The 12476-nt window shown below is 69.7% G+C and carries 12 protein-coding genes, 1 tRNA gene and 1 pseudogene; 12 read left to right on the forward strand and 2 right to left on the reverse strand.

Annotated elements, in window-relative coordinates:
* Positions 1-89: 89 nt before the first annotated feature.
* The 5 genes and pseudogenes from AB0E90_RS47625 (at position 90) to AB0E90_RS47645 (ending at position 5721) form a co-directional block, all read left to right on the forward strand.
* Positions 90-1022: an AAA family ATPase gene (locus AB0E90_RS47625; RefSeq protein ID WP_360419662.1), complete on the forward strand. Its 933-nt coding sequence runs from the start codon at positions 90-92 to the stop codon at positions 1020-1022.
* A gap of 4 nt (positions 1023-1026) precedes the next feature.
* Complete coding sequence (locus tag AB0E90_RS47630) at positions 1027-1695, forward strand: hypothetical protein (protein WP_360419664.1); 669 nt, start codon at positions 1027-1029, stop codon at positions 1693-1695.
* A gap of 93 nt (positions 1696-1788) precedes the next feature.
* A pseudogene (locus tag AB0E90_RS47635) lies at positions 1789-2625 on the forward strand (segregation/condensation protein A); the annotation flags it as partial.
* 1514 nt (positions 2626-4139) lie between these two features.
* A complete protein-coding gene (scpB, locus tag AB0E90_RS47640) occupies positions 4140-4934 on the forward strand; it encodes an SMC-Scp complex subunit ScpB (RefSeq protein WP_360419724.1) in 795 nt (264 codons plus the stop codon).
* A complete protein-coding gene (locus AB0E90_RS47645; RefSeq protein WP_360419666.1) occupies positions 4903-5721 on the forward strand; it encodes a pseudouridine synthase in 819 nt (272 codons plus the stop codon). The genes scpB and AB0E90_RS47645 overlap by 32 nt, the downstream gene beginning before the upstream one ends.
* Here AB0E90_RS47645 and AB0E90_RS47650 read toward each other — a convergent pair.
* Positions 5698-6258, reverse strand: coding sequence for an alcohol dehydrogenase catalytic domain-containing protein (locus AB0E90_RS47650; protein WP_360419726.1), 561 nt, complete (start codon positions 6256-6258; stop codon positions 5698-5700). The genes AB0E90_RS47645 and AB0E90_RS47650 overlap by 24 nt on opposite strands.
* Between AB0E90_RS47650 and AB0E90_RS47655 the strand changes: the two genes are divergently transcribed.
* From AB0E90_RS47655 to AB0E90_RS47670, 4 genes are all read left to right on the forward strand, one after another.
* Complete coding sequence (locus AB0E90_RS47655) at positions 6157-6378, forward strand: hypothetical protein (protein ID WP_360419668.1); 222 nt, start codon at positions 6157-6159, stop codon at positions 6376-6378. The genes AB0E90_RS47650 and AB0E90_RS47655 overlap by 102 nt on opposite strands.
* A gap of 127 nt (positions 6379-6505) precedes the next feature.
* Complete coding sequence (locus AB0E90_RS47660) at positions 6506-7090, forward strand: helix-turn-helix domain-containing protein (RefSeq protein WP_360419671.1); 585 nt, start codon at positions 6506-6508, stop codon at positions 7088-7090.
* A gap of 33 nt (positions 7091-7123) precedes the next feature.
* Entirely contained in the window at positions 7124-8281 is a 1158-nt protein-coding gene (locus AB0E90_RS47665; protein WP_360419673.1) for a helix-turn-helix transcriptional regulator, read from the forward strand.
* A gap of 338 nt (positions 8282-8619) precedes the next feature.
* Positions 8620-9051, forward strand: coding sequence for a hypothetical protein (locus AB0E90_RS47670; protein ID WP_360419675.1), 432 nt, complete (start codon positions 8620-8622; stop codon positions 9049-9051).
* 32 nt (positions 9052-9083) lie between these two features.
* Here the strand turns inward: AB0E90_RS47670 and AB0E90_RS47675 are convergent, their stop codons facing one another.
* A complete protein-coding gene (locus AB0E90_RS47675; RefSeq protein ID WP_360419677.1) occupies positions 9084-9773 on the reverse strand; it encodes an enoyl-CoA hydratase-related protein in 690 nt (229 codons plus the stop codon).
* Between the two features lie 113 nt (positions 9774-9886).
* Between AB0E90_RS47675 and cmk the strand changes: the two genes are divergently transcribed.
* The 3 genes from cmk (at position 9887) to AB0E90_RS47690 (ending at position 12076) form a co-directional block, all read left to right on the forward strand.
* Positions 9887-10567 (forward strand): (d)CMP kinase, encoded by a 681-nt coding sequence (gene cmk / locus AB0E90_RS47680; protein ID WP_360419679.1) that lies wholly within the window; start codon positions 9887-9889, stop codon positions 10565-10567.
* Positions 10564-11952: a ribosome biogenesis GTPase Der gene (der, locus tag AB0E90_RS47685; protein ID WP_360419681.1), complete on the forward strand. Its 1389-nt coding sequence runs from the start codon at positions 10564-10566 to the stop codon at positions 11950-11952. The genes cmk and der overlap by 4 nt, the downstream gene beginning before the upstream one ends.
* A 50-nt stretch (positions 11953-12002) precedes the next feature.
* Positions 12003-12076 (forward strand) — tRNA-Pro (locus tag AB0E90_RS47690).
* Positions 12077-12476 lie beyond the last annotated feature (400 nt).

The following is a 12476-nucleotide window of genomic DNA, read 5'->3' on the forward strand; positions in this document are numbered from 1 at the left end:
CGGACCGGCACCCTTTCGAGGCGGCGCGTGTGGCGTACAGTCGGGCGACGGCTCCGGCGGTGAGCGGTGAGTCGGGAGGGGGCGAGGCTATGTCGGGCAACGGTTCACGGGCGGAGGCTTGGACCTCCACACTGCGTGAGCAGCAGGCCTCGTTGGACCTGGGCGCCGACCTCGGCCCCGCCGATCCCACGGCGTACACAATGCGCCGTCCGATCCCCGAGCCCATGCCGACCGATCGGCACGGCCCGGCGCGGATCATCGCCCTCGCCAACCAGAAGGGTGGCGTCGGCAAGACCACGACGACCATCAACCTGGGCGCGGCCCTGGCTGAGTACGGTCGCAAGGTTCTGCTCGTCGACTTCGACCCGCAGGGCGCCTGCTCGGTCGGCCTCGGCGTCAACCCGCACAACCTCGACCTGAGCATCTACAACCTGCTCATGCAGGACGACGTCGCCACCGAAGACGTGATCATCAAGACCGACGTGGCCGGCCTGCACCTGCTGCCCGCCAACATCGACCTGTCGGCCGCCGAGATCCAGCTGGTCAACGAGGTCGCCCGCGAGATGGCCCTGGCGCGGGCGCTGCGATCGGTCCGCAAGGAATACGACTTCATCCTGATCGACTGCCAGCCCTCGCTGGGCCTGCTGGCGATCAACGCGCTGACCATCGCGCACGGCGTGCTCGTCCCGCTGGAGTGCGAGTTCTTCTCGCTCCGCGGCGTGGCCCTGCTGCTCGACACCATCGACAAGGTGCGCGAGCGACTCAACTTCGACCTCGAGCTCGAGGGCATCCTCGCCACCATGTACGACTCGCGCACCACCCACTGCCGCCAGGTGCTGCAGCGCGTGGTCGAGGCGTTCGGCGACAAGGTCTACCAGACCGTCATCACCAAGACGGTCAAGTTCCCGGAGTCCACCGTGGCCGGCGCGCCGATCACCACGCTCGACCCGGCCTCCTCGGGCGCGCGCAACTACCGCCAACTGGCCCGCGAGGTCATCGCGGCCAAGGTCGAGCGCGGCTGATCGGTTGCTGTTCGCGCTCGGCACGCCGGTGGCGTTCGCCGCCCTGGTGATCTCCTTCCTGCTCGGCCTCGTCGTGCGCGCGGTCGCCGTACGGCTGACTGCTCGCAGCCTTGGTCTCGCGGACCGCAAGGAAAGCCTCATGCCGACGCCGCGGGAAGACATCGACCCGTTCGGCGCCGTCGGCGCCGCGCTCGGCGGCATGGGCTGGGGAAAGATGCTCTCGGTCGACGACATCCCCCGTTACCGGGGCCGGGGCCGGGCCGCCGCGGTCTTCGCCGCCGGGCCGCTGAGCAACATCGTGCTCGGCGAGGTCCTCCTGGCGGTCTACTCGGTGATCTACCCGGCGAACTTCCTGGACGTGATCGGGCCGGCCGACGTGCTCCTCGGCGTGCGGCTGCCGTTCGCCGAGACGGTGCTGCTGTCGCTCGCGGTCGGGCTGCTCTCGTTCGGGCTCCTCGCGATCATCCCGATCCCGCCGCTGGACGGCTTCGGCATCCTCTACAACGCGTTGCGCCGGCCCGGGCCGAGCATGCAGTGGATGCGGTTGTGGTTCGAGGAGAAGAACATCGGCGTGCTGATCCTGCTGATCTGCTGCCTGTTCCCGCTCGGCTACCCGTTCCTGTTGCGCATCATCAACGCGCTCGGCCTGGTCTTCGTCCGCGTGTGGGGCTGACTCTCCGTCACTTTCGTTACCGAATTGATCTTGCCGCGTTGTGCCGGTGTGAGCCCGGAACAGGTTGTCGTACCGGTGGTCTACGGTCAGCATGTGCCTGAAGAGCCTGTCGCCCCGCCCGACGCCGTCGATCCTCCGGTCGAGGAGTCCGGCAAGTTCACGGTGCGGCTGGTCAACTTCACCGGCCCGTTCGACCTGCTGCTGCAGCTGATCGGCAAGCACAAGCTCGACGTCACCGAGGTCGCGCTGCACACCGTGACCGACGACTTCATCGCCTACATCCGCGCCATGGGCGACGACTGGGACCTCGACGAGACCAGCGAGTTCCTGCTGGTCGCGGCCACCCTGCTCGACCTCAAGGCGGCCCGGCTGCTGCCCGCGGCCGAGGTGGAGGACGAGGAAGACCTGGCCCTGCTCGAGGCGCGCGACCTGCTGTTCGCCCGGCTGTTGCAATACAAGGCGTTCAAGGAAGCCGCGGCCTACATCTCCGACCTCGAGAGCACCGGGGGCAAGCGCTATCCGCGGGCGGTGTCGATGGAGACCCGCTATGCCGAGGCGCTTCCCGACCTCGTCCTGGGCATCGGGGTGGAGCGGCTGTTCAAGCTCGCGCTGAAACAGTTCACCCCCAAGCCCGGCCCGCCGCAGGTGTCGATCGCGCACATCCACCAGGCCCGGGTGAGCGTCCGCGAGCACGCACAGTTGCTGCGCGACCGGCTCGCCCGAGCCGGCAGCGCCACTTTCACGCTGCTCGTCGCCGACTGCGAAAACACGCTCGAAGTGGTGGCCCGATTCTTGGCGCTGCTCGAGCTCTACCGCGAGGGCCTGATCGAGTTCGAGCAGCCGGTGTCGCTCGACGAGCTGACCGTCCGCTGGGTCGGCGGCGAGGCCGCCGACATCGAGCTGGACATCGACGACTACGAGGGCAGCAAACCCGAGCTCGACACCGCCGCCGAGCCCCTCCCGGGCAATGAGCCGGAAATGTCCGCCGAGGACGACGACGAGCTTGACGACGACCAGCTTGACGACGACGACCTGGGCGACGACGAGCTGGTCGCGGACAGCGGCGGGCGAGTGTTGGCCGGTCGGTGGGGCGAGCCGGACGGCGATCCCGACGCGGCCGGTGACGAGCCGGACGGCGATCAGCTGGACGCGGACAGCGACGGGACAGTGTTGGCCGGTCGGTGGGCCGAGCCGGACGGCGACGATTCCGACGCGGACAGCGATGAGCCGGACCTGGCGGGTCGGTGGAGTGAGCTGGGAGACGGCGATGCCGACGCGAATAGCGACGAGCCGGATCTGGCCGGCGGCCGGGGTGCGCTGAGCGATGCCGTCGCGGAGGGCGACCAGTCGGATTTACCGGATCTGGACGGCCAGCTGGGCGCGCCGAGTCTTACCAATGCGGATGACGATCAGTCGGATTTGCCGGACCTGGCCGGCCGGCAGGGCGCGCTGAGCGACATTGACGCAGCGCGTGACCAGTCGGATTTGCCAGATCTGGACGGCGGGCAGGGTGCGCTGAGCGACCTCGACGCAGCTGGTGACCAGTCGGATTTGTCGGATCTGGATCGCCGGTGGGGTGAGTTGGGCGACGGCGATGCCGTGGTAGGCAGCGACGATTCGGGAGACGGCGGGGAGGGCACATCCGGTGCGATTGTGTCCGACTCGGGGGTCTTCCCGGCGGGCAGATTTGACTTGCCTGAAGACCGCCGTGATCTTGGCGGGGCAGATGACGACGCGGCCCCGGCCGCGGTGGAGGAACGATCGTGAGCAACGACGAGCGGCCCGAATCGCTCGAGTCCCAGGCAGCGGCCTGGGTGCCGCCGTGGGAGCGCCAGCAGCGGCCGCCCGACCGTGCCTATCAGGCGGCGGCCGAGCAGGCGGCCCGCCGGGCGGGGGAGGACCCGGAGTCGGCCGACGGTGAGGAGCTGTCCGAGGCCGGCCTCGCCGACGGTGACGACGACTTCGACGAGGCGTTCGAGGGCGCGAACCCGCCGGGATATTCCACGCGCGACGCGGACGAGCCTGCCGCGGCGGAGGACGACGCGGACGAGCCTGTGGCGGCCGTCGACGCGGCCGAGGACGGCGCGGGCGAATCCGCGGCAGCCCTCGATGCCGACGAGGTCGACGACACGGAAGATGTGGACGAGCCCGCGGCGGCCCACGGTGCGGACGAGGGCGACGCGGACGAGTTCGCATCGGACCAGGGTGTGGACGGGGCGGGCGGCGAGGCGCCGGAAGAGGCGGTGCTTGGTGATGAGGTGCCGGTCAGCGTTGATGCGCCGGTTGATGCTGATGCGGAGCTTGACGAGCCGGAGCCGACTGCGGCCGAGATCGGGCCTGACCTTGAGCTGCCGGATGCTATCGGGAATGCCGCTGAGGCGGATTATCCGGACGGGGTTCCGGCTGATGCGCCGGTTGCGCCGGACGGGGACGATGCGGGTGGCATGTTCGATGCGGCGGCGGACGATGACGTCAGCGACGACGGGGAGCTTGATCTGCCGTTCGCCGAAGGCGCCGCAGCTCAGCTCACCGCTCAGCCGGCGGCGGAAGCGGGTTCGGGGGCGGGGCGGGCGAAGGCCGGCTCGGCGGTGCCCGAGCAGGCGCGCGGTAAGCGGACGAGTGCGGTTGCGGTTGTGGAAGCCGATGCCCGTACGGCTGAATTGGCGGAACCGGACGACCTGCCGGACCTGACCGATGATGCCGAACTCACCGCGGCGCTCGAAGCGATTTTGCTCGTCGTCGACGAGCCGGTTGCGGAGATGCAGCTGGCGCAGATTCTGGAGCAGCCCACCGAGCGGGTGGGGATCTTGCTGGAGAACATCTCGGCGCGCTACACGGCGGCGGGGCACGGGTTCGACCTGCGGCGGGCCGCGGGGGGCTGGCGGTTGTACACCCGGCCGGAGTATGCGGCTTATGTGGAAAGGTTCGTGCTCGACGGGCAGTCGGTGCGGTTGACCCAGGCGGCGCTCGAGACGCTGGCGGTAGTCGCATATAAGCAGCCGGTGACGAGGTCTCGCATCTCGGCCATCCGCGGCGTCAACTGTGACGGGGTCATGCGTACTCTTGCTACGCGCGGCCTGATCGAGGAGTGCGGCACCGAGAGTGAAACCGGGGCACATCTGTACCGGACCACTGACCTCTTCCTCGAGAAGCTCGGGCTCAACTCTGTTGACCAGCTGCCGCCGCTCGCTCCGTTCCTGCCCGACGATGTGGAAGAAGTGCTCGATGCCCCAGGCTGACACCGCCGAACGCCTCCAGAAAGTGCTGGCATCTGCCGGTGTCGGTTCCCGCCGCGCCTGCGAAGACCTGATCTTCCGGCGGCGGGTCACCGTCAACGGGCGGGTCGCCAAGCTCGGCGACAAGGTCGACCCTTCGACCGCGGAGATCCACGTGGACGGGCAGCGGGTGATCACCGACACCAAGCTGGTCTACATCGCGCTGAACAAGCCGCGCGGGGTCGTCGCGTCGCTCGATGACGAGAAGGGGCGCACCGAGCTCGCCGACTTCCTCGGCCAGTTCCAGCAGCGGCTGCACCATGTCGGCCGGCTCGACGCCGACAGCGAGGGCCTGCTGCTGATCACCAACGACGGCGATCTGACCAACAAGCTGACCCACCCGCGGTACGGGATCACCAAGACCTACCTGGCCGAGGTCATCAACGGGCCGCTCGCCCGCAACGTGGGCCGCAAGCTGCTGTCCGGCGTCGAGCTGGAGGACGGTCCCGCCAAGGCCGACGCGTTCAAGCTGGTCGGCGTGCTCGGCAAGACCGCGCAGGTCGAGCTGGTGCTGCACGAGGGCCGCAAGCACATCGTGCGCCGCATGATGGAGGCCGTCGGTCACCCGGTCACCCGGCTGGTCCGCACCGCGGTCGGCCCGATCCGGCTCGGCGACCTGCGGCCGGGCGGGTTCCGCCATCTGTCCAATGCGGAGATCGCGGCACTGTTCAACGCCGCGGGCGACGGTCCGGCGGGGGAGACCCGGGAGTCCCAGGAGGCACTGGATTCACGGGGCGAGTCGGACGACTAGCTTGCCCAGGGTGTGCCGGTGCGTGAAGTCGCTGAGCGCCGCGGGGGCCTCGCTCATTGAGTAGATCTTGGCGATTCTCGGCGTGAGGGCGGCGGTCTGCTGGACGCCGCCCATTTTGCCCTCGGTGTCGAGGATGAGCTCGGCGTGGATGTCGAGGCGCGCCGGCTTCGGTGGCGGGAACGTGATCGAGTAGAGGCCGCCGGTCGCGCCGATCACCAGCACCTTCTCGCCCGCCCGGATCTTCGCCGTCGCCACGATCGCGTTGGCGGTCAGGCCCACGGTCGGAAGCGCGGCGGCGACAACGACATCCAGCTCCGGCGGCCGGCGCGCGACGAACGGGGTGTCCGCCTCGAAGACCGCGAACTCGGCCAGCGTGCCGGTGGTCAAACTCGGCCTCGCGATCGGCAGCATCCCGCCCATCGCCCGCGGAACCTCATGACCGAAAACCTCATCCCCGATTGCGTACGCCGTGACGCCGTCGCCGACCTCGGTGACCGTCCCGGCGAAGTCGTTGCCGAGGACATGCGGGAACGGCAGGTCGACCGGGATTCGCCCCGGGCCCGCTTCACGTCGACCGCGTTGATCGAGGCCGCCTTGATCCGCACCTGGATCTGCCCCGGCCCGGGCCGCGGGGTGGCCAGCGCGCCGACCGTGTAGCCCTCGCCGTAGGTGTCGGTGTAGACCGCTCGCATCGCTGCCCCCTCATTCGGGCCGAGCTTATTCGGACCAGGCGGTCAGGTTAGGCATAAGCGGACCGACCGGTCAAACTTGTTAGGGTCGGCCCGTGACCCGCCCCCTGCGCGCCGACGCCGCGCGCAACCGAACGCTCCTGCTCGCCGCCGCGGCGCAGGAGTTCGCGTCGCACGGCATCGAGGCGTCGATCGCCGACATCGCCCGCCGCGCCGGCATCGGCAAGGGCACCGTGTTCCGCCACTTCGCCACGAAGGACGAGCTGCTGGCGGCCGTGGTCCTGGACCGGGTCGAGGAGCTGGCGGCGCTGGCCCGGAAGCTCTACCTCGCCGACGACGCCGGCGCAGCGCTGTTCGAGTTCCTGACCGTGGCCGCCCAGCGCCAGCAGCAACTCGACCTGTCGTTCCTGCGCGAAGTGGGAGCGGTCAACGATCTCCTGGCCGGGGCACGCGAGGGCCTGTTCGCGGCCATCGTCGCGCTGGTGACCCGGGCCCAGGAGGCCGGGGCGCTGCGCCCCGACATCTCCGGCCTCGACGTGATCCTGCTGATGTGCGCACCCAACCACGTGGTCAGCTACGTGCCCGACGCACCGCCCGAGCTGTGGCGCCGCTACCTGGGCATCATCTTCGACGGCCTACGCCCGGAGGGCGCCCGCCCACTCCCGCAGCCGGCACCCTGACCCTGGGGGATCATGGGGCGCGGGGGTGGTGAGGTGGCAGGCGAGGAAACGTCGGCGGCGGCCCTGCAGGCGGCTGGTGAGGTGGCTCGAAACGAGAGCCGGCACCAGGTCGCGCTGGAACGCTTTCACGAGCAGCGCGTCCTGACCGGGGCCTACTCCGGCGGTGAGGTCACGGCGCTGCAGTTCCTCGACCACTACGACCAGGCGCAGGCGCTGCTCGACCGCGCCGGGAGCATCGAGGCGCTGCTGCCGAGCGTGCAGTGCGCGCAGATGTGGCACGACTTCAACCTGGGGCGGCTCGCCGAGGCCGACGCCGGCGCGGCCGCGCTGCTGGAGCTGGGCCGGCAGCTCGGCACTCCGGTCTATCTCCTGGACGCGGTCACCACCCGCGGCGCCGTTGCCCTGCTGCGCGGCGACGCCGAGACGGCGCAGGCCCAGCTGGCGGCCGCGGACTCGGCGGTGGACAACCCGGGAATCGCGGTCATGCGCGGCTGGCTCGCGGCCGCCCGCGGTGACCTGCCGGCGGCGCTCGACGTGCTGCGGCCGGTCCTGGCCGGCGCCGACGCGCTCGCCGGGTTCTGGCCGCTGTGGCCGTGCTGGATGAGCCTGATCTTCGACATCGGCGCGGCGGCCGGCGACCGGAAATTCGCGATCAACGCCGTCGAGGCCGCGGAGACGGCGGCCGCCCGCAATCCGGGCGTCGCCAGCTTCGAGGGCGTCGCTCTCCAACTGCGCGGCGCGCTCGACGGCGATCTGGATCTCCTGGCGCGCGCGGTGGCCGTCCTGGCGGCGAGCCCGCGGCCGGTGCTGCGCGGCGGGGGCGCGCTGGCATACGGAAAGGCGCTGCTCGCTGCGGGCCGGCAGGCCGACGCGCTGGCCCAGCTCGATCGGGCGTGGGACGAGTACGACCTGATGGGCGCCCGAGCCAACCGGGCTCAGGTGCAACGCCTCATGCGGGCGGCCGGCGCGCGCCGGGCCAAGTGGGCGGTGGCGGCCGGCGGGTGGTCCGATCTGACCGAGGCCGAGCGCCGCGTCGCCGACCTGATCGGCGCCGGCAACACGAACAAGGCCGTCGCGTCCGAGCTGGGCGTCTCGATCAACACGGTCGGCACCCACCTGCGCTCGGTCTTCGCCAAGCTCGGCGTGCAGTCACGGGTGCAACTGGCCAACGTCCTGCATGCCCGCCGCTGACCCGCCGCGCCGCTGACCCGCCGCGCCGGCCAGTCGCGCCGCTGACCCGCCGCGCCGCTGACCCATCGCGCCGGCCAGTCGCGCCGCCGACCCATCGCGCCGCCGACCCATCGCGCCGCCGACCCATCGCGCCGCCGACCCATCGCGCCGCCGACCCATCGCGCCGCCGACCCATCGCGCCGCCGCCCCACCGCGTGGCCGGCCATCGTTCCATTCTTGTCGCGGCACACCGTGCCACCTCACCGCGGCGCCGGGTCCTCACGTGTTCATGTGATGTCGCGGCGGCGGGTGGGCTGGTTCGATCATGCTGTCTGTGAACGACCGGAAGAGGTGGCTCCATGCCGATGATCGATGTCTATGCGACGGCCGGCACCTTCGCCGACAAGCGGAAGCTGGCCGTTGACCTGGCCACCGCAGTCAAGGAGATCGAGAAGGTGCCGGACATCGCGATGTTCCGGAAGAACACGGCGGCCTTCGTGCACGACCTGCCCGCCGGTGATCTGGCGAACGTCGACGGCGACGGCGACTACGTGCGGGTTCAGGTGCTCACGAACGCGGGCGCCCTCGACCGGGACAAGCAGCTCGCGGTGGTGGAGCGGCTGACGAGCATCGTGGCGTCGGCGGCCGGCGATCCGGCGCTGGGCAAGCGGACCTGGGTGCTGCTGACCGAGGCGGCCGAGGGCGGCTGGGGCCTGTGGGGCCACGCCCACACCAACGCGGAGCTGGTCAGTGCCGCCCGCGCGGAGATCGCGGGCGGCAGCGCTTCCTGAGCCCGCAATCGGCCGCCGAGCGGTAGCTCTTGCTATGGCCGGCCGAGCAATTGTGCGTCCGGGGCCTTGTCCGACTCGGATTTCAGGGCCGCGAGAACCCCGGCGTACATCCGCGTCTTGATGGTTTGCAGTGCCGGGCCGGCCTTGGGGACATGTGCCGTGGCGAGGGCGAGTGCCTTCTCGCGGACCTCGGCCTCGGGCGCCGCTTCGTCGACGATCTGCCTTGCGTACGCCTCCTGGCCGCCGAACCGCCGGGCCGTGACCATCGCCTGGTGTGCGGTCTGCGGCGTCAGCCGCGCCTGGATGAGCGCGCTCATGCCCACCGAGAACGGGATGTTGATGTCGGCCTCGGGCAGGCACCAGTAGCCGCGGTCGGCTCGCATGATGCGGAAATCGTGGCAGAGCGAGAGCATTGCGCCGGCCGCGAAGGTGTGGCCCTGCAGGGCGGCGACCGTGATCATCGGCAGGCTGAGCATCCGGGCAAGAAGATCATGGACGCTTGAGGTGTACGCCGGGAACTGCTCCGGATGTTCCATGAGCCATTCCAGATCGAGACCGTTCGACCAGATCTTCCCGCTTGCGGTGGTTACCAGCGCGCTTGCGTCTTTCTCCACCTGGTCGAGATGAGCGTTGACCTCGGCGATCCAGTCCGGGTGGAAGCGGTTCTCGGTGTCGCCCAGGTCGAGGACGAAGACGGCGTCGTGGCGGTCGATCGTCGGCATGGCAGCTCCCTCCGTGGTTACTCGCCGGTAACATACCCTAATTCGTCGATGCGCGGGACAACCGGCACAATGGGAGGGTTGGTTTTGACCGGTTGACAAACCTGGGGGGAACGGTGGCGGAAGAAGTGCGGCCAGACAAGTGCGTGGTGGCCGTCGACGGGCCTTCCGGTTCCGGCAAATCCACTGTTTCCCGGCGACTCGCCACCGCTCTCGACGGGGTCTACCTCGACACCGGCGCGATGTACCGGGCGGTGACCTGGGCGGTCCTCCAGGCCGGCGCCGACCTGTCCGACCCGGACGCGATCACGAAGATCGCGCTGGAGGCCGAGCTGTCGATCGGCACCGACCCGGCCGCGCCCCATTTCGCGGCCAACGGGACCAACGTCGACGCGCCGATCCGCGGACCCGAGGTCACCGGTGCGGTTTCCGCCGTCGCGGCTGTCCCCGCCGTACGCAAGCAGCTTGTCGCTCTGCAGCAGGCGATCATCGCCGCACATCCGCGCATCGTCGTCGAAGGCCGCGATATCGCATCCGTGGTCGCCCCCGACGCCGACCTGAAGGTCTATCTGACCGCCTCCGCGGCCGCCCGCGCCGCCCGGCGCAGCGCCGAGGACGCCACCGACGTGGCCGCGACCGAAGCCGACCTGGCGCGGCGTGACAAACTTGACTCTTCGCGGGCGACCGACCCGTTGCGTCTCGCCTCCGACGCGATCGAGGTCGACACGACCGGTATGGGCATCGACGAGGTCGTTGCCCATCTTCTCGAGCTTCTGAATTCCAAGGTGCCCAAGTGAGTGAGCTCCCCGTCGCCGACCTCGACGAGACATCGTACGTGGCCGGTCCGGTTCCGGTAGTGGCCGTCGTCGGCCGCCCCAACGTGGGCAAATCGACGCTGGTCAACCGCATCATCGGCCGCCGCCAGGCGGTAGTGGAGGACGTCCCCGGCGTAACCCGGGACCGCGTCCCCTACGACGCCCAGTGGGTCGGCCGCCGCTTCACCGTCGTCGACACCGGCGGCTGGGAACCGGACGCCAAGGACCGCGCGGCCGCTATCGCCGCCCAGGCCGAAATCGCCGTCCAGACCGCCGACGTCGTCATTTTCGTCGTGGACGTCACCGTCGGCGCGACGGATGTCGACGAGGCCGCGGTGAAGATGCTGCGGCGCAGCCACAAGCCGGTCATCCTGGTTGCCAACAAAGCGGACAACCAGAACCTAGAGCTCGAAGCCGTCTCGCTCTGGTCCCTGGGCCTCGGCGAGCCACACCCGATCTCAGCCCTGCACGGCCGCGGCTCCGGCGACCTGCTCGACGACATCCTGGCCGCACTGCCGTCGCCCCCGCCGATCATCGAGGGCGCCCCACGCGGCCCGCGCCGGGTCGCCCTGGTCGGCCGCCCCAACGTGGGCAAGTCGTCGCTGCTGAACAAGGTCTCGAAAGAAGAACGCGCGGTAGTCGACTCGGTCGCCGGCACCACGGTCGACCCGGTGGACAGCCTGGTAGAGATGGACGGCGAGGTCTGGCAGTTCGTCGACACCGCCGGCCTGCGCAAGCGGGTAAACCAGGCCTCCGGCACGGAGTACTACGCGTCCCTGCGCACCGCCGGCGCCGTCGAGGCCGCCGAGGTAGCGGTCGTGCTCCTCGACGCGGGCGAGGTCATCTCGGAACAGGACCAGCGAGTCCTGTCGCAGGTCGTCGAGGCCGGGCGGGCACTGGTGATCGCCTTCAACAAGTGGGACCTGGTCGACGAGGACCGCCGGTTCTATCTCGACAAGGAGATCGACCGCGAACTGAAGCGCCTCCCGTGGGCGGTTCGGGTGAACATCTCGGCCAAGACCGGCCGCGCCATGGACAAGCTGGCCCCGGCCATCCGCCGGGCGCTCGCATCCTGGGAGCAGCGGGTTCCGACCGGGGCCCTCAACCAGTGGCTGACCGCCCTGACCCAGGCGACCCCACACCCCGTCCGTGGCGGCCGCGCCCCGCGGATCCTGTTCGCCACCCAGGCCGGCATCGCGCCGCCCCGGTTTGTGCTGTTCACCACCGGGCCGATGGACGCGGGGTATTTGCGCTTCATCGAGCGCAAGCTGCGCGAAGAGTTCGGCTACGAGGGGTCCCCGATCGAGCTGACCGTGAAGCCGCGCAAGAAGCTGGGGCCGGGGGGTCGCGGGAAAGCCCATGGCTAGGGGTTGGTAGGGTGTAGAGGTTGCCACGCGGTGAGGTTACCGGGTGGCATCGGGCTGTAGCGCAGCTTGGTAGCGCACTTGACTGGGGGTCAAGGGGTCGCAGGTTCAAATCCTGTCAGCCCGACTTTTGAAAAGGCCAGCTCAGCTGGCCTTTTTCATTTCCCGCTGTGAATACGTCCGGATCTCCGCGACACGCATTTTTGCCCGAACGCGCGTACGGTTTACGTATCGCTCGTTGGTCGGATCCTCCATTCCGGTTTGTGGTGCCGTGCTGCTTCGGGCAACGCTTTGGTCCTGCTCTTCTGGGAACATGGCGCTGAGCTGGTGATACGTGTCCGAAGGTGTCTAGCTTTCGGGACCTGACGGTTGCCGCAGTTGCTGGCGCCTGTCCATGTCTACTGTGGATGATCGTGACACTTGGGTGACACGAACGCTCGTACGGTGATCTTCGCTTGGTTCACCGGCCGGGCCGGTGAATCCATGATCGCGCTTGGCGGCGAGGTGCGGAAGTTGACGGGGGTTGT

Source organism: Actinoplanes sp. NPDC026619 (genome assembly GCF_040638295.1).
Taxonomy (GTDB): domain Bacteria; phylum Actinomycetota; class Actinomycetes; order Mycobacteriales; family Micromonosporaceae; genus Actinoplanes.

Coding starts and splice junctions, on each gene's coding strand:
- scpB (WP_360419724.1), top strand. CDS start 4,140: ATGTTCGATGCGGCGGCGGACGATGACGTCAGCGACGACGGGGAGCTT.
- AB0E90_RS47645 (WP_360419666.1), top strand. CDS start 4,903: ATGTGGAAGAAGTGCTCGATGCCCCAGGCTGACACCGCCGAACGCCTC.
- AB0E90_RS47655 (WP_360419668.1), top strand. CDS start 6,157: ATGACCGAAAACCTCATCCCCGATTGCGTACGCCGTGACGCCGTCGCC.
- AB0E90_RS47675 (WP_360419677.1), bottom strand. CDS start 9,773: ATGCCGACGATCGACCGCCACGACGCCGTCTTCGTCCTCGACCTGGGC.
- AB0E90_RS47625 (WP_360419662.1), top strand. CDS start 90: ATGTCGGGCAACGGTTCACGGGCGGAGGCTTGGACCTCCACACTGCGT.
- AB0E90_RS47670 (WP_360419675.1), top strand. CDS start 8,620: ATGCCGATGATCGATGTCTATGCGACGGCCGGCACCTTCGCCGACAAG.